This is a genomic window from Mariprofundus sp. EBB-1, from assembly GCF_003665155.1.
Lineage (GTDB): Bacteria > Pseudomonadota > Zetaproteobacteria > Mariprofundales > Mariprofundaceae > Mariprofundus.
This window is the reverse complement of the sequence record NZ_RCFQ01000002.1, coordinates 89,487-111,890: the sequence shown is the minus strand read 5'-3', so window position 1 is coordinate 111,890 and position 22,404 is coordinate 89,487. Positions and strand designations below refer to the sequence as shown.

21 protein-coding genes are annotated in these 22,404 nt (G+C 48.0%); 6 read left to right on the top strand and 15 right to left on the bottom strand.

Features of this window, described 5'->3' with window-relative positions:
* Positions 1-118 precede the first annotated feature (118 nt).
* The 4 genes from D8Y20_RS01480 to D8Y20_RS01465 are packed head-to-tail and all read right to left on the bottom strand — an operon-like array spanning position 119 to position 7,003.
* Entirely contained in the window at positions 119-3,460 is a 3,342-nt protein-coding gene (locus D8Y20_RS01480) for an exodeoxyribonuclease V subunit beta (RefSeq protein ID WP_121541254.1), read from the bottom strand.
* Positions 3,450-6,179: a PD-(D/E)XK nuclease family protein gene (locus D8Y20_RS01475; RefSeq protein WP_201265493.1), complete on the bottom strand. Its 2,730-nt coding sequence runs from the start codon at positions 6,177-6,179 to the stop codon at positions 3,450-3,452. The genes D8Y20_RS01480 and D8Y20_RS01475 overlap by 11 nt, the downstream gene beginning before the upstream one ends.
* Before the next feature lie 33 nt (positions 6,180-6,212).
* Positions 6,213-6,542 carry a hypothetical protein gene (locus D8Y20_RS01470; protein ID WP_121541252.1) on the bottom strand — a complete coding sequence of 110 codons (330 nt, stop codon included), beginning with the start codon at positions 6,540-6,542 and terminating at the stop codon, positions 6,213-6,215.
* Complete coding sequence (locus tag D8Y20_RS01465; protein ID WP_121541251.1) at positions 6,539-7,003, bottom strand: DUF1841 family protein; 465 nt, start codon at positions 7,001-7,003, stop codon at positions 6,539-6,541. Before D8Y20_RS01465 ends, D8Y20_RS01470 begins: the two co-directional genes overlap by 4 nt.
* Positions 7,004-7,203: 200 nt before the next feature.
* Between D8Y20_RS01465 and D8Y20_RS01460 the strand changes: the two genes are divergently transcribed.
* Positions 7,204-7,626: a hypothetical protein gene (locus tag D8Y20_RS01460; RefSeq protein ID WP_121541250.1), complete on the top strand. Its 423-nt coding sequence runs from the start codon at positions 7,204-7,206 to the stop codon at positions 7,624-7,626.
* Between the two features lie 179 nt (positions 7,627-7,805).
* On the opposite strand, the gene D8Y20_RS01455 is transcribed toward D8Y20_RS01460, so the two are convergent.
* A complete protein-coding gene (locus D8Y20_RS01455; protein WP_121541249.1) occupies positions 7,806-8,783 on the bottom strand; it encodes a hypothetical protein in 978 nt (325 codons plus the stop codon).
* Between the two features lie 255 nt (positions 8,784-9,038).
* Here D8Y20_RS01455 and D8Y20_RS01450 point away from each other — a divergent pair, with 255 nt between their 5' ends.
* Complete coding sequence (locus tag D8Y20_RS01450; RefSeq protein WP_121541248.1) at positions 9,039-9,878, top strand: S1 RNA-binding domain-containing protein; 840 nt, start codon at positions 9,039-9,041, stop codon at positions 9,876-9,878.
* Between the two features lie 40 nt (positions 9,879-9,918).
* On the opposite strand, the gene D8Y20_RS01445 is transcribed toward D8Y20_RS01450, so the two are convergent.
* Positions 9,919-10,536 (bottom strand): response regulator transcription factor, encoded by a 618-nt coding sequence (locus tag D8Y20_RS01445; protein ID WP_161957554.1) that lies wholly within the window; start codon positions 10,534-10,536, stop codon positions 9,919-9,921.
* A gap of 125 nt (positions 10,537-10,661) precedes the next feature.
* Here D8Y20_RS01445 and D8Y20_RS01440 point away from each other — a divergent pair, with 125 nt between their 5' ends.
* A complete protein-coding gene (locus tag D8Y20_RS01440) occupies positions 10,662-11,033 on the top strand; it encodes a response regulator (RefSeq protein ID WP_161957553.1) in 372 nt (123 codons plus the stop codon).
* 209 nt (positions 11,034-11,242) lie between these two features.
* Complete coding sequence (locus D8Y20_RS01435) at positions 11,243-13,195, top strand: PAS domain-containing sensor histidine kinase (RefSeq protein ID WP_121541245.1); 1,953 nt, start codon at positions 11,243-11,245, stop codon at positions 13,193-13,195.
* A 35-nt stretch (positions 13,196-13,230) separates the two neighbouring features.
* Here D8Y20_RS01435 and D8Y20_RS01430 read toward each other — a convergent pair whose 3' ends face one another.
* Positions 13,231-13,959, bottom strand: coding sequence for a YdiY family protein (locus tag D8Y20_RS01430; protein ID WP_236075180.1), 729 nt, complete (start codon positions 13,957-13,959; stop codon positions 13,231-13,233).
* A 127-nt stretch (positions 13,960-14,086) separates the two neighbouring features.
* On the opposite strand from D8Y20_RS01430, the gene D8Y20_RS01425 reads away from it, so the two are divergent.
* Positions 14,087-14,932 carry a 23S rRNA (adenine(2030)-N(6))-methyltransferase RlmJ gene (locus D8Y20_RS01425; RefSeq protein WP_121541243.1) on the top strand — a complete coding sequence of 282 codons (846 nt, stop codon included), beginning with the start codon at positions 14,087-14,089 and terminating at the stop codon, positions 14,930-14,932.
* A 144-nt stretch (positions 14,933-15,076) separates the two neighbouring features.
* On the opposite strand, the gene hemH is transcribed toward D8Y20_RS01425, so the two are convergent.
* The 8 genes from hemH to D8Y20_RS01380 are packed head-to-tail and all read right to left on the bottom strand — an operon-like array spanning position 15,077 to position 21,742.
* Positions 15,077-16,141 carry a ferrochelatase gene (hemH, locus tag D8Y20_RS01420; RefSeq protein WP_121541242.1) on the bottom strand — a complete coding sequence of 355 codons (1,065 nt, stop codon included), beginning with the start codon at positions 16,139-16,141 and terminating at the stop codon, positions 15,077-15,079.
* A 60-nt stretch (positions 16,142-16,201) separates the two neighbouring features.
* Entirely contained in the window at positions 16,202-17,074 is an 873-nt protein-coding gene (locus tag D8Y20_RS01415) for a BLUF domain-containing protein (protein ID WP_121541241.1), read from the bottom strand.
* Positions 17,071-17,625: a lipocalin family protein gene (locus D8Y20_RS01410; protein ID WP_121541240.1), complete on the bottom strand. Its 555-nt coding sequence runs from the start codon at positions 17,623-17,625 to the stop codon at positions 17,071-17,073. Before D8Y20_RS01410 ends, D8Y20_RS01415 begins: the two co-directional genes overlap by 4 nt.
* On the bottom strand, positions 17,622-18,221 hold the full coding sequence (locus D8Y20_RS01405; RefSeq protein WP_121541239.1) for a hypothetical protein: 600 nt from the start codon (positions 18,219-18,221) through the stop codon (positions 17,622-17,624). Before D8Y20_RS01405 ends, D8Y20_RS01410 begins: the two co-directional genes overlap by 4 nt.
* Positions 18,218-19,192, bottom strand: coding sequence for a DUF523 and DUF1722 domain-containing protein (locus D8Y20_RS13510; protein WP_161957552.1), 975 nt, complete (start codon positions 19,190-19,192; stop codon positions 18,218-18,220). The genes D8Y20_RS01405 and D8Y20_RS13510 overlap by 4 nt, the downstream gene beginning before the upstream one ends.
* Positions 19,158-20,573, bottom strand: coding sequence for a deoxyribodipyrimidine photo-lyase (locus D8Y20_RS01390; RefSeq protein ID WP_201265492.1), 1,416 nt, complete (start codon positions 20,571-20,573; stop codon positions 19,158-19,160). Before D8Y20_RS01390 ends, D8Y20_RS13510 begins: the two co-directional genes overlap by 35 nt.
* Before the next feature lie 6 nt (positions 20,574-20,579).
* Positions 20,580-20,843, bottom strand: a complete 264-nt coding sequence (locus tag D8Y20_RS01385) for a hypothetical protein (RefSeq protein ID WP_147434002.1) — start codon at positions 20,841-20,843, stop codon at positions 20,580-20,582.
* Positions 20,844-20,857: 14 nt separating this feature from the next.
* Positions 20,858-21,742 carry a MerR family transcriptional regulator gene (locus tag D8Y20_RS01380; RefSeq protein ID WP_161957551.1) on the bottom strand — a complete coding sequence of 295 codons (885 nt, stop codon included), beginning with the start codon at positions 21,740-21,742 and terminating at the stop codon, positions 20,858-20,860.
* Between the two features lie 92 nt (positions 21,743-21,834).
* On the opposite strand from D8Y20_RS01380, the gene D8Y20_RS01375 reads away from it, so the two are divergent.
* On the top strand, positions 21,835-22,395 hold the full coding sequence (locus D8Y20_RS01375; protein WP_121541235.1) for a glutathione peroxidase: 561 nt from the start codon (positions 21,835-21,837) through the stop codon (positions 22,393-22,395).
* Positions 22,396-22,404 lie beyond the last annotated feature (9 nt).

The following is a 22,404-nucleotide window of genomic DNA, read 5'->3' as shown; positions in this document are numbered from 1 at the left end:
ATGCCTTCATTCATCCACATAGTTATCCACAGCCTCTGTGGAAACCCCATAAAGCCCTGATAATAAAGATATTGAAGAAACATTCGTGCAAAAAAACATGTCGCCGGAAATCAACAACTCACTCTGAATCCCGGTCAAGCTTACAGAGATCAAGCTCAGACCATGCATCCAGCATAGGGAAATAAAGAGCCGCCCTAATCTCTCGCTTAGGTTCTCTATTTTTCAAAATAAGAGCATAGCGTTGCAGCTGTGAAGTATGGCGTTTCACCTCTTCCTTTAAAAATATTTCCAAACTACCGCCCTCATGTGAGGCCGTCTTATAATCGATAATCCAGCGTATGCCCTGTTCATCAATGAAGCTACGGTCAATAATATTATGCGAAATAAAACCATCATTCTCCGAACTCAATGCCCATTCCGCGTGTGCATCCTGATGTCGATCTGAAAGAATCCATCGAGCCTTCTCACTGCTTAACACACGCTGCAAACCCTCGGCACAGCGTATGGAGGCAGCCTTCAACATACCTCCCGATAAGCCTTCGGCAATCAGCGTGCGATTCAACATATTCAATTCCCGTTGCGTATGCTCATCAGACCAGTGCTCAATACCCAGCTGCGCAATATGCTGCAACGCTGCATGCACTGCGTTACCCACAGGCGCAGCCTCAGCCCCTGCCCAAACGTATTCAACCTCCTGATCATGCATACCCACCTGTTCTGCATCATCAGAAATCACCGCTGACACATCCAACGCATGACTGACCCTTTTCAAGCCCAATGGATTACCGGCAATCGACTGATCACCAGCTTCGACATTCCTCATCTGCGCACCAAAGCAACCCTCATCTTCAGATAACAAAAGGTGCAACAAGGAGCCGGTTGTCGCTTCTCCTTTCACCTCAGAGACATGACCAAGCAGATGCAAATGCGTTTCAGCGCGCGTGCAGGCAACATAAAGCAGGCGCTGTAGCTCATTATTGTCTTTGCTCTTCTCTACACTGCTCACCATGGAATAAAGCGCATCTTTCTGCCGCGTTGAGGCTTTCACCGCCATTAACGGCATCGCTCCGCCTGCCACAGGCACCTCACTGAATGCCAACAGCGGTGTATCAACATTAGCGCCCTTGTTGCCCAAGCCCGGTAAGATAACCACATCCCATTGCGAGCCTTTGGCTCCATGCATGGTCATCAACTCCACCTGCGCTGCGGATGCGCTTGCATCCGGCGTTGCATAGAGTTTTTCCAGTCGCTCATCCAACTGAGCAAAATCAATACGCCCGCCCTGCTCCAGTGACCCAATCAATGCCAGCGTAGCATCCACATTCAAACTGGCCGACGCATCAATCATTGCTGGCATCGACATACGCAACCATGCCGTTTGCAACAGTTCCCTGACAGCCACCTTGCCACTCATCGCCAAACATGGTTCCAGAATGGTGCGCATAGATCTAATGCGCACCTGTGCATCCATGCTTAATTGCTGAAACAGATCATCATCCTGTAACAACGACCAGACAGGCTGATCATGACCAGCAAGCAACACCGCCATATCATAACTTTCCAGACCACAGCATGGCGCTCTGAGAATCGTAGCCCATGATTCGCGATCAGCCGGATGCAGCAGCGCCCGCAATAAGGCCCGCAACAAACGCACTTCAGGCCTGGCATGCAGCGGTAAAATATTGATGGCGCGAAAGGCAATTCCTGCAAGCTGCAAAGATTGCATAATGGCATGCAAATGCTTACGCGAACGCGCCAGAATACCAATCCGCTGTGGTTCTCCCCTGGCAGAAGGTGTTGCCAATGCCTGCTGTACCAAACGACGCACCGTTTCAGCTTCTACATCGGCATTCTTAGCATGTTGAATATGCAGATTTACAGAGCCTTCATGCGCCAATGCAGCTACGGCAGGTGCATGTACTACGGCACCGGAGATCACATCCTGTACGGCAGGGAAAATGCATTGAAAAGCACGGTTCACCCAATCTACAATGGCCGGCGCAGAACGAAAGTTGCGCTCCAGCTGCAAGGCTTCAACCAACGGCAAACCTGCCGCATTATTGGCAGCATTGAGAAACAGACCGACTTCTGCTTTACGGAATCTGTAGATCGATTGCATCGGATCACCAACCATGAACAGGCTGCGATGTATTCCATCTCCCTCCTGCCATCCAGCCGTTAGACATTGCAACAGATGCATTTGCAAATACGAGGTATCCTGAAACTCATCCACAAGAATATGATGAATGCGGTAATCCAGTTTCATTAACAGATCACCCGGCACCGCATCATTGGCGCCAAGTGCCTCCATCGCACGCAAGGCAATTTCTGTGAAATCAGCTTCCCCTTGTCTACCAACAGATATTTGCAGATGTTTATTGGCCAGAACCAACAATAGAAACAACGATTCCAGCACCTGCCATTGTGTGCTCTCAATAGCCGCACTATCAGGCATCTGGCGAATCTCATGCAGCAGTGTTGCCAACGCCAATGCCTGTTCACCACCGCCTGCCAAAGTATCGAGCAGTTGCTTGAATTGATCTTTCTCATTCGCAAAGGCTTTACCAGCCGGGAACCCCAAACGCACCGTCACACCACCGGCTTTACGATAATCGGAGCCTGACGCGGTCAATAAAAAATTCGCAATCAACTGCCATTGTGGCAGCAGATCCAGCGAAGCCTTCGGCCACGCACCGATCTGTTGAAGCAGCTCATCTTTTTTCTGCTCACCGGCAAAACGCATTAATCCGGGCAGCGCCGCTTTCACATCGATCGGCACCAATGCATCACAGGCATCAAGTTTATGCATCATGATATCGGCCAGATTCTGCTCCAGCATCAAGCGTAAAGAGTCCATATCACGGCCATGCATGGCAATCTCATCGAGCCACTGCTCCCGTTTGCCCAACATATCTGCCAGCAGAGCAATAAGCGTTACCGCATTATGATCCAAATGCAGCAACACATCTTCCGCAGCATCAGGAAAATCACGCATAGTTTCATTCAAGGCTGCCTCGGCAGCCTCCCTATAGGCCAGCTGTGCATGCTCCGATGGTGTTGGCATATCACCAAAACCGGATAACAGAGGCAGCTGCCGTGCTATAGAGTAGGTCAAACTATCGAGCGTCATGATACGCAGGCGGGTCGGATGCGCCGTTAAATGCCACCCTTTCTCTTCTGAACGCAGCATCACTTGTTGGGCCAGTTTCCAGCTTTCCATCTTGTGCAATGCTGAAGCATCCGGCTTAGCAGCCATGAGTGATTCAAGTACCCGCGTACGCATTTCAGCTGCCGCTTTTCGTGTAAAGGTAAGTGCCAGCACCTCTTCGGGTTCTTCAACAATCGCCAACAGAGCTAAAATGCGCTGACTGAGTAGTTCTGTTTTACCGGAGCCTGCCGGTGCCTGTACCAGAAAAGAACCGGCGGGATGGCGTGCTTTCAGCCGTACTTCAGCGCTCATCAATGTGCTCCAGCGCATGATCAACGCGCATCTCATCTATCCTGCAAATCGCCTCAAAGCCGCAATACTGGCACGCTGCCGCATTGCGGGGAGACACATCACAACGCCCTTCTACAAACTCTGTAGCCAGCACATTGATATTCATTTTCCAATCATCCAACACATCCTGCCAATCATCCGGTAAGCCGCGCTTGCCATCACAAGCAGCAATACCTTTGATGCCAATATCGTCACCACACAGACCTTCAAAAGCCATGTCGCTACTACGTACACGTGCAAACGCCACCGCATCATCTACACCCAGTCCAGCAGCCAATGCATATTGTGGCAACTGAGGCTCTTCAATACGCTCAGCAGAGGCATCCCCGTCATCAGATGCATGCAGCAGCCATTTCGATGTGGATTGCCTGGCTCCTGTTTTATAATCAATCAAAATACGACGACCCGATGCATCCACATCCATACGATCGGCTTTAATATTCACCTCAAACTGCGTGCGTTCAGAGGCATCACCAGCATTCACATCATGCCCCTGCCACGCGAATTCAGGCAAGCGCATCACATAAGATTGTTCAATGGCCTCCACTCTGAAATCTGGCCGCTCCAGTTCCAGCTCCAGCCACGCGCGCAACACAGCAGACATGCGTTTCTGCTCAAAGCTTCGTGTCCGCTCATCCACCGACAGATATGTGCTATTCCAAGCATGCAAAATGGCGGCATGGATCAATTCCATCACCGCATCATCAGCAAGTGCAGCCAGTGTTGCCTGTGTTTGTAATTGCTGCCAAATATATTCCAGCGCCAGATGGATCAATGAACCCTTACTACTAGCTTCAATACCAGGTGATGTTTCGCCCAGCGCTGCAATGCCCAAACGATGAGTGGCAAATGCCCTGAACGGACAGGACGACTGATTTTTAATAATCGATGTGCCGCCTTTAACATGCTGTTCGGGAGAGAGTGGCACTACCGATAAATCATCCATGCCCTCCATCGGTAAGGCAGTGATGAGGGAAATAATGGCTTCACCTGTGTGTTCTTCTAAGTCAGCTACAAACGATGATGGCAACAGCTCTTTTCCATCCCGTTGTTTGGCATAGGATATTTCCACACAGGGAGCTGCACACTGCACGGCTTGCCACAATTGTTGAGCCGATTCAAAAAGCTGCGCACCACTGCTCATCGGCATGCCATATTTCATCTGCACGCGAACTGGAAGCATGGGCTGCGGTCTGAAAACTGGTGGAAATGACTCCCCGTCCAGTGCGGCCACCAACAAGTGATCAAAACGCAAGCCGGATATCTGCGTCAATGGAATCACTTCCACATTGCTATACTTGGCCATAGAAACCAGCCGCACATCGGTACAAGCTCTGCGTAACAACGACAAAAACTGTGTCCAGCTGATGTTAGACGTAACCGCATCCACTGCTACCAGAGAGGTCAACACATCCCGAAATGCATTCATCTGACGGATGTCCCGATTACTACGCAGTTCCTCATCTTCATGCCCTTGCGGCACAAACCCTGTTGATTTCAATAACTCATGTACGGCTTTCACCCATGCGTTGGCACTACGGCTGCGCTTATCCCAAAGCATCAGAGCCCTGATCACCGACTGCAATGCTGGCAACTGGCGCACATCCGGTGAGTCGATCAAACTGCTCAGACTCAAACTGTGCCTGTTATATTGACGATACTTTGCATCCAACGCAGCCCGAGCCAGGCGCTCGGAGGTATAATCTTTTAACCAGGGTGAAAACAGAAGCGTCGAAAACTCCTGGAATGAGAGCGAAGATTTGCCTGCCAACCCCAGCACGTGTATCAATTGACTGATCATCGGCGTTTCAGATAAGGCCTCCCCGCTGACAGAGATCGAGCGCGTCATATCGGTTGGGTCCAAACGATGTGTTGGCACCAGCACATCATCCAACTCCCTTGTTAACGCCGACAGATCCGTAATCGCAGCACTGGTTGCCACAGCAATGCGTAGATGCGGAGTTTGCTCCAACAAGGTTTTAATACGTGATGCAATATGCCGATATTCAGATATTTCATCACTACAAGCAAAAAGCGTGGTCGCACCTGATGGGAGATCAGCCTTAAGCTGCATCACGTTGCAGCCTGAGCTTTGCAACGCAGATAACAGACGTTTTTGAAGCGGTGAATATGTCTCAAAACCGCTCAGCAGTATGGTTTCAGGCTGATTTACCTGCTCAATATGTTGCAGCAATTGTAAACCTGTATCGGCACTCAACATGCGACCGGCATAAACACCATCGCTAAAATGCAACTGCATCACCTTTATCCAGCGCGCCAGTGCTTCTGCCTCTGAACCGCCAAACGCCAGCTCAGCCATATCTACCTGAAAATCCTGCATCAAGGCATAAGCCTCTATCGCATGCCCCGCCAATCCACGCACCGAAGCTGTCGATACTTCAGGTAGATCATGGCTGATCGTCTGCTCCCACAGACATCGCTCCTGCATACGATTCAGTGCAACCGGCATGGCTGCGATATCCATGGTCAGCGCATTAAGCCACGCCTGCCATGCAAACACTTCAGGTGTTTCACACACCAGCCCGACACGCTCTGTAACCAGCCGCCGTTTCCAATCCAGAGCCAAGCGTGAAGAGGATGTTAACAGTACAGCACCAGCATTCAGGCTCGCCGACACATCGCTCGCATCTATAGAAGGAAGATTCAATTGATTACTCATCAGATATCAAGTCAGCAGTCGGCAACGTTGCAACTATGGCTTACTTTTCCATTCACCGGGAATAATATTACCTGATGCATCGGTATGCGCTGGCACATAATGCTGCACTTCTGCACCACCACGCTCCAGATTCATAAATACCGTAGTAGCGCAACTTAAACTAATAACTACAACAAGCGCATAAAACCACGTTGGTGCACGATCTTTCTTCACCGGAGTGATATCGATCACCTCTACTTCTGCTACTTTTTCCTGTTTGGCTTTTGCTTTCAAAAGCAGCAATAGCATTAGGTTACGCAGCATGAACAATAGAAGTGCCGGGCCAAAGAAAAAGAACAGTGATACAAAAAAACTTCGAATCATAATTTCACCAATCCTTTCAACTGCTCTGCATAGACAAGCACATCCGGCTCTCTGCCTGTGCGCTGAGATTCATAAACGCTCTCTGCTAATATTTCGAGAATTTTATGCAATGCATCATGGCGATCCAAACCGTTGGCCGTTATCAGGTGATGCAACGCTCTTGCCATTTCAGGCGGGTGCTTGGTAGCAGCTTGTTCTTCCAGCGCCAAATGCAGAGAGAGATGTAAATATGGATTCATGCCATCATCCACCTGAAAATCACGTTCGAGAAAATCATCCATATCATCAAAGAAATGATGATATTCCGGATGCATTTGAATCACACGGCCAATGCGCACCTCCAGAGCATTCAGCGGTAAATCTGCCTGAGCCTTATGCCATGCATCCCAAAAAACCTGCCTGTGTGCACGTAATTGTTCTCTGTTTGCGCCATTTCCCAATGCAACCACCCACCATCTCATTTAATGATCGAAATCATAACATGATCATGCGAATGAAAGGAAAACAATTACAACCAAGCATCATGATAACAGCTTCACAAAAACCAACATGTCAAAAATTCAACTCACCGGGTTTGCACTTGGGGGTTGAGTCCGCGATGCTTGATCACTTAGATTAGTCACTTAGATATTAAATACTCATAAAAAAGGAGAGCTTCTCTATGAAAGGAAAAGTCAACCGAGCGCATATTGGACAGCAGCTACTAACGACGATTGGAAATAACCATCTTGAAAGCGAAGTGTTTGACGGATTTTATGTCGAAGGCCCGCATGCCCTGAAATTCGGAGCCATTTTACAAGATAAAACAGAAACATATCGTCTCTATTATAGCTTTGATGGTGTTGGTATCGACATCATAGAAGACAATATCCACATCATTTTAACCACCAGCAATAATGGCACCCCGTTTCACCAGTATTTATGGCTGTTTATCGGACAAAACAGCATCCGTCAGATCTTCGATAAAGAAACAATTTCAGAAGACAATCGAATCAGGATTTCACACAAAATGATGAAAGAAAACGGTGAATCTATTGGCACATTCGAACGTCATATCAGCAAAATAATGGCCTTTTCGTCATAATCTAATCAACTCTATCATCATTCGTGCCTGATAGATTTTGACCTGTTCGATAGCCACCTCTTCATAAGGCCTGCCCCACTCCGGCAGGCCTTATCATTGAACGATCCAAAAAAAATCATCCATACATAGAGAAATAGTTATATGTTGCATGCGTACAAGATAAGCATCTTCTTCAATTTCTATTCTTGGTAATAGTAGTCATACATGCGCAGCAAGGACTCGGTTAAATTCCATGCTTCGGTGTATGACAAACCGCTGTCATCAGGAAATATAATCCGCACATAGAGCTTTTTACCAAATTTTTTCTGCAGTGCGGCCAGGCGTTTATGCAATTCAATACCACTTACAGGCACATAGTTCGCATCTGAGGGTGATTGAATCTCGATGCTCAAATTGCCATCCACTTTTTGATAACGCACCAAAGTGACCACTTTTCCAAGCTGCGAGCGTGCCGGCCTGACCAGGCGATTATAGCGTGTTTCAAGAGAAGCATACTCCTTCTCCAGCTTTTTCAAGCGCTCAAGCTCCAGAACACGGTCGACTTTCAGTTTATCCATCTCTTCTACCCGCAGCTGAGAAAGATTTTTCTGTTCCAGCAACTCCTGCAGACGTTGTTCAAGCTGACTTGTCAGCTCAGCTTGTTTCTTTTCCAGCTCTGAGCGTGTTGTTTCCAATGCAAGTACACTGCGCTGCAGAACCGACCTGTTTTTTTCTAATTCGGTATTGGTCTGTTGCAAACGTAGCTTCTCATTGACCGCAATCTCCTGTGCGAGTCGAATAGTCGATAGATCCTGTTTCAACTGTTGGCTTGCCTGCTCACTGCTTTCGAGCTGCGTTAATGTTTTATTATGCTCTTCACCCAGATCCATCAAGCGCATATGCAACATCGATGTCTCTTCTTCTAACTGGCGCAGACGCAAGTTAAGCGCCGTATTTGTATCACTGGTTGACTGAGCCTGAGCTGCTGCTGCACGCTCCGAACTCAGCGATGCACGCAATTGATTGACCAGATCCATGTTTTTTACCAGCAAAGTCATCATCACCAATAAAAAGATAATCACAATCACGGTCATAATATCGGTAAAGGCAGGCCAGAAGCTCTCGCCTTCCGAGCTTTCGTCATTCACACGCAGATCTACAAACCCACCATTATTCATGATAACACCTTCACCAACAACATCATCTCAGAGGCCGGAATCCAAACAGCTCCCCGTTGTTGCAATACGTTCATGGATCGTCCCCCTCTACTGATGACACAGTAAGCTGTCCTGACTCTCTCCTGCCATCAAGTATTTATAACGTCATCGCGCTATCACTTTAAAGGCTATATCAACCTGTATCCATTCTGCACAGCCGTATTCAAAGCCCACATCAATGATTAGCATCCCCATTTCTGGAAAAACGGGGTAGATATGGCTGAAATCGGACATAAGAACAGACTGCGCATCATCAAGAAACTGGATTTCGGTATTTATCTTGATGGCGGTGATTTGGGTGAAATTTTGATGCCTATCCGTTATGTACCTGAAACATGTGAGATTGACGACGAAGTTGACGTCTTTGTCTATCGCGATTCTGAAGACCGACTCGTAGCCACCACAGAAGAGCCCTTTGCTATGGTCGGTGAATTTGCGCTGCTTAAAGCGGTAGCAGTAAATAATATAGGCGCTTTCATGCAATGGGGATTAATGAAAGATCTGCTGGTGCCATTTCCTGAACAAAAACCACGCATGGAAGAAGGTAAGCTGTATGTTGTTCGTATCTATATAGATGAAGAGAGCCAGCGCATTGTTGGTTCAGCCCGTCTGGATGGTTTCCTGCATCGTGAATCTGAAGATGAATTCGAAGTGGGTGAATCTGTGAACCTGTTCATCGCCAATCGTACCGACCTGGGCTACCAGGTTATTGTTGAGCATAGCCACTGGGGCATGTTGCATAACAATGAAGTGCCCAAAGGCTTGAAACGTGGTGAAAATGTAGCCGGCTTTATCAAAAACATCCGTGATGATGGTCGTATCGATCTATGCCTGCACCTCCGGCCGAGTGAAAAGACCGATGAAATTTCTCAAATCGTCATCGAAAAGTTAACACGCAACCATGGATTTCTGGCTTTAACCGATAAGAGTTCACCGGAAGATATTCATGCGACCTTCGGCATTAGCAAAGGGATGTATAAAAAAGCCGTTGGCGCCTTATATAAGAAAAAGTTAATCAGCCTCGAAAAAAATGGCATTCAGCTACTGGATAAATAAGGACGAAATTAGTTAGCCAGGATAAGTCGTGCAAGCAACGCTACCTTGGATACTGTAGTTGTGTACGCGATGAAACCCCGCAAGACCTTAAAATAATGGTGACATGCGCCTTCACAGTAGCTTCAGAAATAGATAGCTCTCTGGCAATTTCTTTATTGGAAAGACCTGTCCGCAGCAAAGCTAAAACCTCACGCTGTCGCCCTGTTAAGTGCTCTGTATGCTGCACAGCAAGCTCGGATTGTGATTTTTCTGACGTGATATAAGACAACAACCCTTCAGGGATATAAAGCCCGCCTGCAAGAATCAGTCGGATAGCGCTAAGAAGAATAGCTGTGGAAGTGTTTTTCGGAATATAACCGACCGCCCCCAGTTTTAATGTACGCTGCATAAGCTCGGGATCTTCCCATGCTGATAAAATAGCAATGGAAAGATGAGGGTATTCAACCCGCATCTCTGCCAGCAAACTCACACCCAATCCATCCGGCAGCTCATGATCAAGCAGCACAAGATCAATAGTGTGATGATGTAACCTGGCTGCTTCAACCCCGCTCGCGATACAATCAGCTTCTATGGCTGCTATATTCTGGAAAGAGTCATGTAGCAAAGCCACCAAGCCCTCTCTGAACATATCACAATCATCTATCACAAGAATTTGCATACGCATGATTCTTAACCTTTCATTCTGCTATGCAACACAACTAAAGTCGTACGACCTCACAGCTATACCAGCATCAAAAATAGTAATCTATACTAATGAGTCTTAATAATCAGGGTGGGGAAATTATGTCTATTCATATCATTGATGATGAAGCTGTAATTTCAGAGATTCTATCTTCAGCTCTCAGTGAACACAGTAAATCCATTCGCTGTTTTCAAAGTGCAGAGGCATATCTCACACATATGCAATCTACCCATTATCGTGAGCCAAGACTCATCATCACTGATGTTGTCATGAATGGCATCAGTGGTTTTGAATTGGTCAAGCATATCCGCAATAACAGAATAAAGGCCAGAATCATCGTAATGTCCGGCTTCTTCCACGACCCTCATTCATATAACCCAACCGAACTTGGCATTGATGCCATCCTATGCAAACCTTTCAATATGGACGAGTTACAAACCATAGTTTCAAACATGATTGCTACCGGCAGCTAAGCATATATTAAAAACACGCTGTTTTCAGATCAATGGGAAACATCAGCGCGTCCATGTGTAATTTAGATCACAGTATTACATTCCAATAAAGCGATTCTTGCTTAAGTTATTTCAACACAGGTTCATACAACAATCAGGGGATCACAACAAATGAAACACATTGCTCTGTTGACTATTCCCCTCACACCTTATGATATAAATGGAAGCATATGAAAGAGAATGAAATCAAATATAATAAGCTGCTCAATGCCATGCATGAAGTCTATTATTCTACCGATCTATCTGGAAATATAGTTGAAATAAGTCCTTCAATCAAAACTGTAGCAGGATATACATGCAGTGAAATGACCGGTATGCCCGCCACCTTTTTCTACAAACATCCAGAAGATCGAAGTCAGTTCATTGAACTACTGACATCACAATCTGTTGTTACTGACTATGCACTTGAATTATTGCATAAAGATGGACATACCATTCATGTCTTAGCCAATGCACATACGATTTTGAATCATCAACAAGTCTGCATCGGTATTGAAGGCCTGCTGCGTGATGTCACTGAACAGGTAGAACTAAAAAAACAGATCGCCCAATTAAACATCGACATTGAATCACGCGTGGAACAACGCACAGCTGAACTGGAAGAGAAAAACCTTCGATTACAAACATTATCACAAGCCATTGAACAGTCTGGCGAAGGATTCATTATCACTGATCGCGCTGGATGCGTGACCTATGTCAACAAAGCCTTTGAACAGATCAATGGTTACAGCTCCGATGAAGTACTCGGAAAAAGTCTGTCCATACTCGATAGTGGCAAACATAATGCAGATTTCTTTCACAATATCTGGCACACCATTCGATCCGGAAAGGTGTGGGAAGGCAATATCATCAATCGCCGCAAAAATGGTACGGAATATCCCGCACTGATGACCATTGTACCCATCATGCTTCATGATGAAATCAAATTTTACAGTGCTATTCAACAAGATATGTCTGAATATGAAACACTGGAAGCACAATTCCAACAAGCCCAGAAAATGGATGCCATTGGCACATTAGTTGGCGGTATCTCGCATGATTTCAACAATATGTTAGCCGGTCTTCTCATGCATTTATATCTAGCGAAAAGAAATATCACTAATCCTGAAAAATCCCTTGATAGCATCAACAAAGCCGAAAAACTGGGATATCAGGCATCAGAAATCATTAAAGACCTGTTGATTTTTTCACGCAATGACGACAGCGAAATGCAATCACTGGTCTTTAATAAGGTGTTGAGCGACAGCATCGGTTTATTAAAGATATCCATTCCCGAGCAGATTCAGTTAAAACTAAATATATGTACACAGAATATCTCAATCATGGGCGATATTACGCAACTACAACAAGTACTCATGAATTTACTGAATAATGCTCGGGATGCTCTCAAGTCACGTCCGGCCGGGCAGATTGAAGTCAGCTTGGAACATTTTATTATAAATCAGGCTTTCGCTGATCAACACCCGGGTATTCATGAAGATGCCATGCTTAAATTAAGCATTAGCGATAATGGCTGCGGCATACCGAATACAACCATCAATAAAGTATTTGACCCTTTCTTCACCACCAAGGATGCAGGGCATGGAACTGGCCTTGGTCTATCCATGGCCTATGGCTGCATCCATAAACATCAAGGTATCATAGAAGTAGAGTCTCAAGTGGACATCGGCACTACATTCCATATCTATCTACCATTGATCAAAGATCAATTTGCTGAAGAAGATGAGGCTAGCCAGGGTGAGAGTTATCAGGGGCATGGCGAATTAATTCTTGTTGCTGATGATAATAAGGTCATACAAAAACTGATTGTAGAAGCACTAAAGGCACTAAACTACCAAACACTCCAGGCTGCAGATGGCAATGAAGCTCTGCGTCTGTTCAAAGCACATCAGAGTGACATCAAATTGGCTATTCTTGATATGGTCATGCCCTGCATGTCCGGTCAGGAAGCTGCACGGCGTATGCGCATAAGTGCTCCTAAGCTTCCGTTCATCTTTTCTACCGGCCACGATCCTGAAGATGCTAAGCATGAAGTCAGTGATTTCGACTATAGCTCTTTGTATCAAAAGCCATTCAAGCTGACGCAGCTTTCTCAAGAGATTCAAAGATTATTAAACGCATAAAGCAGCCATCATTACAGGTATCCCCGAATAAAATGCTAAAAACGGAATGACAAGCCTGTCTTATAACTGACATCACTTTTATTCACGCCAGCAGGTGGTTGTGAATCCTGTGCAGCTTCAATCACCAGCTTTAAATCCAGACGATCATTCAGGGCGACATTGAGTGCCGTATCATTGAGCAAGCGATAGTCACCCGGATTTTTCCAGGCAGGTTGATAATATATTGTATTTTGAATACGAATTCGTTCATCAAATGCATAGCCCAAAGCCAGATATGCATTACCACGCCATAGGCGCGTGACCGGAGCAATATTAGCAACAACACGCAGAACCTCACGCTCATAAAAACTGCCAACACCAACATGCATACTCAGACCATGGCTTTGATAAGACCAACGCCCCCCAGCGCCAAACAAGGTGCGTAGTTTCAGGTGTGCAAATTCATTCTGCTGTGCCTGGGTGAATGCTTCCAAGCCCCACATTTCATTCCATGCATAACGATGGCGAAAATGCACAAAGGATTTATTGGTGTCGCGCACACCACTGCTTTTTCCATAATTGATACTGGCAGCCAGCATTTCCAGATGCTGGGCATGCCTCCATATCAAATGACCACTCGCTTCACTGCTCATTTTATCACTATTGCCTGAGCTACCACTAACGGAGAAATCCATTTTCCCCGCCACACCATTATCATCCATGGAAAGATCCAAATCTTCAGCATTGATAATGGCTAAGGCCTGAACTGGAAATATATAACACATTGTAACAAGGGATAAGAAAAGAACAGTCATTCGCATGCCAGAACGCTAACCGACAAACCGCTTAAATTCTTCCGCACATTACAATCTAGCCACTGGTAATATCAGAGCATTACATCAGCATGCTGCCATGCTTAGTTATCAACATACCTACCACGCTGGAAATCATGCTGATCTGTTAAAACATATCATCCTTGGAGATGTTGTTACCGCCATGCAGCAAAAAGAGACGCCGATGTTTCTATTCGATGCTTTTGCCAGCCGCGGCATCTACGATCTGCATTCACCCGAAGCGCTTAAAAACCGGGAGTTTGATACTGGCATCGGTAAAGTATGGCCATTACGCCATGCCAATGCTCCTACAGGTATCACACGTTGGTTTAAGCACATTGAGGCAGAGAATAGCGATGGCAGTTTCGCTCGCTTTCCGGGTTCTACTTCCCTACTGGCCTCCATGTTACGTGCTCAAGATCGCCTTGCCGCCTGCGACCTGCACCCACAAGAGTTTGAAGGTCTGCGCAACAGTTTCAAAAGCAGTCGCCAACTTGCGCTGCATAAACGTGATGCATTTGAGGCATTGGGTGCACTATTACCTCCAAAGGAAAAACGCGGCATGGTTTTTCTCGACCCATCCTATGAAGATAAATCTGAATATAAAAAAATTGCCCAATCCATTATCCACAGTCACCAACACTTTCGGGCTGGCGTATATGTGATCTGGTATCCTCTTTTACCTGCCGAGCGCCATAAAGAACTGTTCCAGGAACTCAAGCGCTCCGGCATACGTAAAATTCTGCGGCTTGAACTTGATTGCGGAGATAACTTCCCAGATATGCAAATGCATGGCTCAGGCATGCTAATTATCAACCCGCCATGGCATGCCAAACAAGCCATGCAAACATCCTTACACTGGATCAATGAGAAGCTCACGGCTGGCTCAGGCACAGCCTATTTCGGCTGGCTTGTACCCGAATAGACTAAAAACAGACCGCTAACCACAACGCTTAAAGCACCCTATCCTGTTGCTCTTTGAAGCATGGCTACCTTGATAATCTGAGCGACCACTTCCGGCATATTGAGGTACATTAGTCAATTAAGTGCTTTCTCTTATTAATAACAGTCAACTCTCCGAGCCGTTAACCACTAACAACTTTGTTTCTTCCTGTCTTGTTGGCTTAGCCCAACCAACAATATGTTTTTGAATAAGACCAGCCAATGCTTTTACATGCGCTTCATCCACATTTAAGGCTGGAATATAATGGAATTCTTTACCGCCTGCGCCGATGAAATAGTCGCGATTTTCCACTTCAATCTCTTCAACCGTTTCTAGGCAATCGGAAGAAAAACCCGGACATATGACATCGACACGACCAACACCTTCCTTAGCCCATTTTTTCAGTGTTTCATCCGTATAGGGCTTGATCCATGCTTCCCGGCCAAAGCGGGATTGGAAGGCGACAAACCATTCTCCCTCACTCAAGTCGAGAGCTTCTGCCAACAGACGTCCGGTTTTACGGCACAGACACGGGTAAGGGTCTCCTTCATCAAAATAACGCTGTGGGATACCATGAAAGGACATTAAAAGACGATCCGGCTTGCCATTGGAATCCCACTGTTTGCGCACACTTCCTGCAAGCGCCTCGATATATGGTGCGAAATCATGATAGGCATTAATCATGCGGAGTTCTGGAACACAGCGCCATAGTTTGAGTTCATCGGCCACCGCATCGAACGTTGAACCTGTTGTGGCAGCGGCATATTGCGGATAAAGCGGAAGCACCAGAATCCTGGTACAGCCCTTTTCACGCAGCTTCTGCAAACCCGACGCAATTGATGGGTTGCCATAACGCATGGCTAACTCAATATGCACACTGTCACCAAACAGTTGTTGCAGTCCTTTCTGTTGACCCAGACTGTGCACCATTAGTGGTGAACCGCGTTCGGTCCAGACACTCGCATAGGCCTTGGCAGATTTTGCAGGACGAATATTTAAAATAATACCATTAAGGATGAGCCACCACTTCCAACGAGGCTCTTCCACCACCCGTACATCCGAAAGAAATTCTTTCAGATAACGTTTAAGCGCTACCTTGGTGGGAGCATCAGGTGTACCCAGGTTGGTGAGAAGCACGCCTGTTGAAACGGCATCTTCATGTTTGAAACTATCTTTTGTTGTAAACGTCATATTATTCCTACTGTTGTGTTTTATGTAATCTATATTGATCCATCGATGATGAGAAAACCGTTAATCGTTCTCTTTCAACCGTGATAAATAGTAATAACAGAAGCCCAGTACGGCCACGAGTCCGGCCATGGCAATGATCTGCATCGGCTGGATATCGGCGAATTCAAGAACAATAATTTTTCGTGCCACAGCCATCAAGGCCGTAGCCACTACCAGACGCACGGCAATCACATGCTTGCGTACATAGAGCGAAATATTTATAAAAATATCGATGGCAATCAGCACAGCCAGGAAAGAGGCAAAGGTGGATGTAATACCACTGATACTAAGCAGTACATACGGTGTACTTTTGATCATCACATAAAGCTCGGCAGCAATTTCGGCGACACCGCAAAGCACCACAAAGGCCATCAATGCTGCAAGCACCAGTACCGTATAATTAACCAGTTTGTTCAGGTAGCCAATCAGCGATGTGTCGGCCTGATGCAGTGCAGCGCCCTCGCGTGATATGTCGGCCACATACTGATTCTTCACATTTTTCATCAACTCGGAGACAAACAACTGACTGGTAAAAGGGTTATCACCGTTCACATCTTCATCGAACTGGTAGTTGTAACCTTGTATCCCCTCAAGCTGTTCACGGTTGAGTGTTTTAAAACCCATGCTCCAATCCGGAAACTGTTTTTCATCAATGGTGTTGCGTTCAAGCAACGTGACATTCGTGTGTCGCGTATCCTTTTTAATGCGCGCGTAGGTTGCATCCACCTCTTTTTCCGGCCCTTCGAGTACCTGCATAAAGGTTCCATCGCTATAGATCAGTTGACCGGATATAAGCCTCTCGGTATTACTGGCTCTGCACCTTGCGAGCAGTTGCAGCAACTCTTTATCGTCAAAGGGCTTGGTGGCGACGCTGACATAAACAATGCGAATCATCGGGACTCCTCCTGACTATACTGCTGGCTTAGTATAATAAGCTTATCGGTATCGAAGCCCAGTGCTGCTGCCTGCGACATGAATTTCCGCATTACTGGTTGAGGTACATCCGGCGTACGCGAAAGAAACCACAGATAGTCCCTGTCCGGCCCGGAAATAAAGGAGTAGCGATAGTCGGCATCCAAGGAGAAGATTACATAAGCACCATAAAAAGGGCCGAAAAAAGAGACCTTCAGATAACCTTCATTGGCGTTACGGACAAAATAGGCCTTGCCAACAGCTTCCTTCCACTGCTGTTTTTCATCGTCCCAGCCGCGATTCAGCACCTTCACTCCACCATCATCGCGTAGTGAATAATCGGCACTTACCTGAGTCAGTCCCCGCTCGAAGGAGTGGTCGAGTCTGGCCACCTCATGCCACGTACCCAGATAGCGCTGCAGTTCAAATTGGGACACGGGCGTGATTCCAGCAGGAAGTCCGGTACAGCCACTGAATGTGGCAGTGATTGCCAGCACGGACGCGACAAATATTATTCTCAGAAAAACAATCATGCTCTCATCCTGTAGGCAGCAAGCTGCATAAGAAAATTTTCTTTACAGTCGGCGCAAATACCATGGCTGATTGAGGGTAGATCCCGGACATTAAACAGGTCACTGGCACTGATTTCTTCTTCCAGTGGTTGCCACTCGCCATCACGATTTTTCAGATTACCGCAATAGCTGCACATGGTAATAAATGGTTTTTCAAGCCCGCAGAGCTCAATCACTACAGCAGGGTCTCGTTCCTGCTCGCTGACTACCCTGAACCCCACCTCCAGATGTTTATCGGACAACGGTAGGATACGGGTCTCAAGAATGCGAACCAGATGCAATGCATCGCAATGAATCCGGAAGCAAACGGCTTGCCCTGATGCCCGAACGCGTTCGAATAGTTTGGCATAAATCATCCGCGTTTCTGCATCGCTGAACTGCTCGAACACCGACTTCCCCTGCAGCGTGCCGAGTCCGCAGCTATCACCAACCCGGTTCTGTTCTGCCACCGACTGCCATGTATCGCCTACGGCATAAATGCAATCATGCTGATCGATTCGATAGGACGTATGGAACACGTCATCGATACACCCCCCTTCCGGCTGCACCAGTTTCATCGACCGGAATCCGACAGATTAAACAGGTCACGCGGATAAGGTTCGAGAATGTGCTGCGAACCAAGGTAATCATGAGCAAAGCGTGCCACATAAGACTTAAGTAGATGCAGCATGGTTGCCAATGTGACCCGATCATCCCGGTACTCTTCCATAGCATCGAGAAACAGCTTCTTGTCAGCCGCCGACAAGCCTTCGGAAATCCAGCCATAGCCATGATAGAGGGCATTGATAATATTCCTTTGTCCGGGCTGACGGTTCAGGGCCTCCCGAAATACGCCGGCATACCGCTCCACCATGACTGCCAGGGGCAGCCCGTCACCGTTACTGGCGATACGACCACACTGGCGCATCATCTCCTGATGGAAGCACATCATCAGCAACTTGTGACTGGCATGAAAGGTTGTCAATCCGGCCACGGATGGCTCGGCAATCAACTGACGCAGCCGCGCCAGCGCAAACAGCCGCATCAGGAAGGCTTCGCGCAGATGGAAGTTCTTCAGGCGACCCTCATCCTCAATGGCGGCAAACGGAAAACGCTGCATGGCAACCTGAGCAAACAGGCCAACACCTTTTTCGGCAGTAGCACCCTTTCCCGATGACGCATACACCTTCACGCCTGCAGGCCCACAGGATGGTGATCGGCTTTTCATGATAAAACCGTCGATATCCGAAAGCCCGGCCATGGTTGACTGATTGTAGGCGTGCATGGCTTGACTGACATCCTCCCCCGTTGAGGGCTGAATCATCATAATTTCGCCCTGCTGTTTAACCAGGCGCACGGGAGTACGGGGCGTGCCAAGTCCGATATCCGCTTCCGGGCAGACGGTGATTATTTCGACATGGGATTTCAGCCGTTCGATAAGATTATCAGCGAGCATCTGGCCATTATAGCGGCATGACTCGAATCCGAGGCAGCGGCTTACTACCACTCGTGGTTTACAATCTGTGGTCATTGACAGCCTCCTTGTCATGGGCGCTTTTGAACATGGCTTTCGCCAGCCGGGACTGCGTGGCATGATCGACGATGGGTTGTGGATAGGCATGGTCGCTCGGCGGATGCTTCTGCCATTGATGAATTGCGGCGGCTGAAAGCCCGGCCAGTTCAGGCAGCCAGCGTTTTATGTAAACGCATTCGGCATCAAAACGCTGTTGCTGCAACCATGGGTTGAAAATACGAAACCAGGGTTGTGCATCACAGCCGGTGGATGCAGCCCACTGCCAGTTACCATTATTCACGGCCGGATCGTAGTCCGCCAGATGACGGGCAAACCATGCCTCACCCCAACGCCAGTCGATATGCAGATCCTTGACCAGAAAGGATGCGGTAATCATGCGGACACGATTGTGCATAAAGCCGGTCTCGCTGAGCTCGCGCATGCCGGCATCAACAATGGGAAAGCCGGTTTTACCCGTGCACCAGGCCTCGAAATCACGCTCGTCATGCCGCCACTCAATATGCTCAAACCGCTGCTGAAATGCCGAACCGAACACCTGCGGGTGATGAAATGCGATGTGGCTGAAAAAATCGCGCCAGTAAAGTTGGCGCAACAAAGGGTGCGTGGAATCCAGATACTGTTGCATGGCATGGTACGCCTCGCGCACGGACAAGGTACCGAACTTCAAATGCACCGACAGGTGACTGGTGGCATCGAGTGCCGGCATATCACGCGTGGTCTGATAATCCTGCAGGCCTGCCAGTTGATCAAGCGTAGTCATCGCCCCGCCTCTGCCGGCGGCGACCGGTGATGCACGGCGCTTAAGCGCTAACAGGATTTGCCGGTAATCGTTTCTAAGCTGTACGGAGATGGGAGCCAGCTTGCCGGCATGCTCACATGGCTGCGGCATCGCCACCGGCAGCGCGGCAGCCGTTCGATGAAATGGCGTGAATACCTGATATGGCTTCCCGCTACCCGTCAGCACTTCGCCGGGAATAGTCAGCAGGGCATCGTGGCTGGTATGCAATGGTATGCCCCGGCGTTCACATAGCGCGGTGATTGTTGCATCCCGCCGGATGGCAAAGGGGGTATAGTCCAGGTTCAGAAACAAGGCATCAAAATCGCCGTGGTCAATGGCTTCGGCCAGCGCATCCTCCGGTTTACCTTGCAGAATGATAAGGCCCGAACCGAGCGCAGCCAGCTCATCATCAAGCAGGAGAAGGCTTTCAAGCATGAATGCCAGCCCCGGGCTACTATGCCAGTCATGCTCAGTCGTTTGTGCAGGATCAAGCACAAAACAGAGACTGACGTTACGGCTTTGCCGCAACGCTGCCAGCAGGGCTGTATGATCATGCAGGCGCAAATCACGGCGCAGCCAAACCAGCGCATGGTGGTATGTCAAAGAAGGCGCTTGCACAACGAATCAGCCTACACGGTCAGTAACAGCCTTACTCTTCCGGCGTTGATTCAGCTCCTGCCTCATCTGCTTGTTGAGGTTGAAGGCATTGCTCTTGAACGCACGACCGAATTTATTCAGGGCGTGCATGCTTTGAAAATGACAGGTACGGCAGTCCGCATTCACCTGACGGGAAAATGAAGGGGTAGCCAGTGCGATATCGGCAAGAGACAAACCTAGCAGGATAGTTGCTGCAAAAATCAATCCGTTACGATGTATTCGATGAGTCATAATGTTTCCTCCAGTTATTTCCATGTACGTAGCATCTGCAGAGCGGCGGTTGCATCCTGTGCTAACACGGGCACTGCCAATTCCTGCAGGCGCGTGACGTGGCGCAGGGAAAAATCTCCTGCCACAGCCAACGGAACGGGTGAGGCATGTTTCAACTGCTGCAGCTGTGCCGCCCAGTCATCAACCGGCTCGGCATCCTCCCAAAGCAGGCCACCGCCTGCCCCGCTGGTTTGCAACAGATCAGCAAACGCCAGCGGGCTCGGTGCCGAACCAATCCAGCGCAGATCCAGTCCTGCTTCTCTGGCCTGTGCCTCGAACACCCTCGCCTGCAGATCGTCACCCGCAGCCAGACAACGACTAATCAGGATGGGCTGCTGCCTAGTATTAACCTCGACACCGACCGTGCGCTGATCCATGTACAGGTGGATCGCCTGCATCAACATGGAACGAAAGGCCCAGCGACCTGATGCTTCAGAATGCTGCAACTGCAACAATGCAGGTCGGATCAATTCACCCAGCAGCGCATGCAGCGGGTAGAGCGCACCGACCCGGCGCAACACGGCAAGCGCCTGCATCGCATTCAAGCCATACAGTGAGCGCAATAACTGCTCCCGGAATTCCGGCCAGTCGGAAACTGTATCCTCTTCCTTACCGATACCGGATAGCGACTGGCGAACCCGGCCAACCGATATGCCCTGATCAATCAGACGAACAATCTGATGAACTGTCTGAATATCAGCCTCGGAATAAAGGCGATGCCCCTTGGGTGTGCGTTCGGGCTTAATCAGCCCATAACGACGCTCCCAGGCTCGCAAGGTCACGGGCAAAACACCGGTTACCTGCGCCACATGGCGAATAGGAAATTGTTTGGTATCGGGAAGGTGGGCGAGTGCAGACATACAGCGAAGCATACAAAGAATGTACAATAAATTCAACTAAAACTGTACAGAACTTATACAAAACATTACATTTGCAGCTACAGGAGAATCAAATGCGTTATCTATTATGGCTAACACTGAGCATGGCAATCCCGGCAATGACAACCCCAACGCTGGCAGCAGAAGCATGCCCGCCAATACTGAATTACAAGGTACAGACGCTGGTTGAGCATCAGCCCGTCAATCTTTGTAATCGCTACCTAGGAAAAGTGCTTCTTGTGGTAAATACGGCAAGCCACTGTGCCTACACGCGCCAGTACGAAGGACTGGAACAGCTGTACAGTAACTTTCAGGAAAAGGGATTGGTTGTGCTGGGTTTCCCGTCGAATGACTTCGGCAAACAGGAGCCCGGAACCGAAGCCGAGGTCAAATCATTCTGCAGTCTCACCTATGATGTGAAGTTTCCGATGTTTGCCAAATCACATGTACGCGCCGGCATCGCCTCGCCATTTTATACAAGCCTCGCCACTGCCGCAGGCCAGTATCCGCAATGGAACTTCCATAAGTATCTAATCGGCCGCGATGGCGGCCTTATTGCCAGTTACGGCAGTAACACGGAGCCGAATAGTAAGAGGTTTTTATCCGATATTAGACAAGCTCTGAAGGAGCAATAGATCATGCTA

Bases quoted from the DNA above. Each gene is read 5' to 3' on its own strand.
- D8Y20_RS01410 (WP_121541240.1), bottom strand. From the start codon at position 17,625: ATGATTGTTTTTCTGAGAATAATATTTGTCGCGTCCGTGCTGGCAATC.
- D8Y20_RS01380 (WP_161957551.1), bottom strand. From the start codon at position 21,742: ATGTCTGCACTCGCCCACCTTCCCGATACCAAACAATTTCCTATTCGC.
- D8Y20_RS01385 (WP_147434002.1), bottom strand. From the start codon at position 20,843: ATGACTCATCGAATACATCGTAACGGATTGATTTTTGCAGCAACTATC.
- D8Y20_RS01475 (WP_201265493.1), bottom strand. From the start codon at position 6,179: ATGAGTAATCAATTGAATCTTCCTTCTATAGATGCGAGCGATGTGTCG.
- D8Y20_RS01455 (WP_121541249.1), bottom strand. From the start codon at position 8,783: ATGAATAATGGTGGGTTTGTAGATCTGCGTGTGAATGACGAAAGCTCG.
- D8Y20_RS01425 (WP_121541243.1), top strand. From the start codon at position 14,087: ATGCTTAGTTATCAACATACCTACCACGCTGGAAATCATGCTGATCTG.
- D8Y20_RS01450 (WP_121541248.1), top strand. From the start codon at position 9,039: ATGGCTGAAATCGGACATAAGAACAGACTGCGCATCATCAAGAAACTG.
- D8Y20_RS01440 (WP_161957553.1), top strand. From the start codon at position 10,662: ATGTCTATTCATATCATTGATGATGAAGCTGTAATTTCAGAGATTCTA.
- D8Y20_RS01375 (WP_121541235.1), top strand. From the start codon at position 21,835: ATGCGTTATCTATTATGGCTAACACTGAGCATGGCAATCCCGGCAATG.
- D8Y20_RS01445 (WP_161957554.1), bottom strand. From the start codon at position 10,536: ATGCAAATTCTTGTGATAGATGATTGTGATATGTTCAGAGAGGGCTTG.
- D8Y20_RS01480 (WP_121541254.1), bottom strand. From the start codon at position 3,460: ATGAGCGCTGAAGTACGGCTGAAAGCACGCCATCCCGCCGGTTCTTTT.
- D8Y20_RS01460 (WP_121541250.1), top strand. From the start codon at position 7,204: ATGAAAGGAAAAGTCAACCGAGCGCATATTGGACAGCAGCTACTAACG.
- D8Y20_RS01430 (WP_236075180.1), bottom strand. From the start codon at position 13,959: ATGTGTTATATATTTCCAGTTCAGGCCTTAGCCATTATCAATGCTGAA.
- D8Y20_RS01405 (WP_121541239.1), bottom strand. From the start codon at position 18,221: ATGAAACTGGTGCAGCCGGAAGGGGGGTGTATCGATGACGTGTTCCAT.
- D8Y20_RS01415 (WP_121541241.1), bottom strand. From the start codon at position 17,074: ATGATTCGCATTGTTTATGTCAGCGTCGCCACCAAGCCCTTTGACGAT.
- D8Y20_RS01470 (WP_121541252.1), bottom strand. From the start codon at position 6,542: ATGATTCGAAGTTTTTTTGTATCACTGTTCTTTTTCTTTGGCCCGGCA.
- hemH (WP_121541242.1), bottom strand. From the start codon at position 16,141: ATGACGTTTACAACAAAAGATAGTTTCAAACATGAAGATGCCGTTTCA.
- D8Y20_RS01465 (WP_121541251.1), bottom strand. From the start codon at position 7,003: ATGAGATGGTGGGTGGTTGCATTGGGAAATGGCGCAAACAGAGAACAA.
- D8Y20_RS13510 (WP_161957552.1), bottom strand. From the start codon at position 19,192: ATGACAAGGAGGCTGTCAATGACCACAGATTGTAAACCACGAGTGGTA.
- D8Y20_RS01435 (WP_121541245.1), top strand. From the start codon at position 11,243: ATGAAAGAGAATGAAATCAAATATAATAAGCTGCTCAATGCCATGCAT.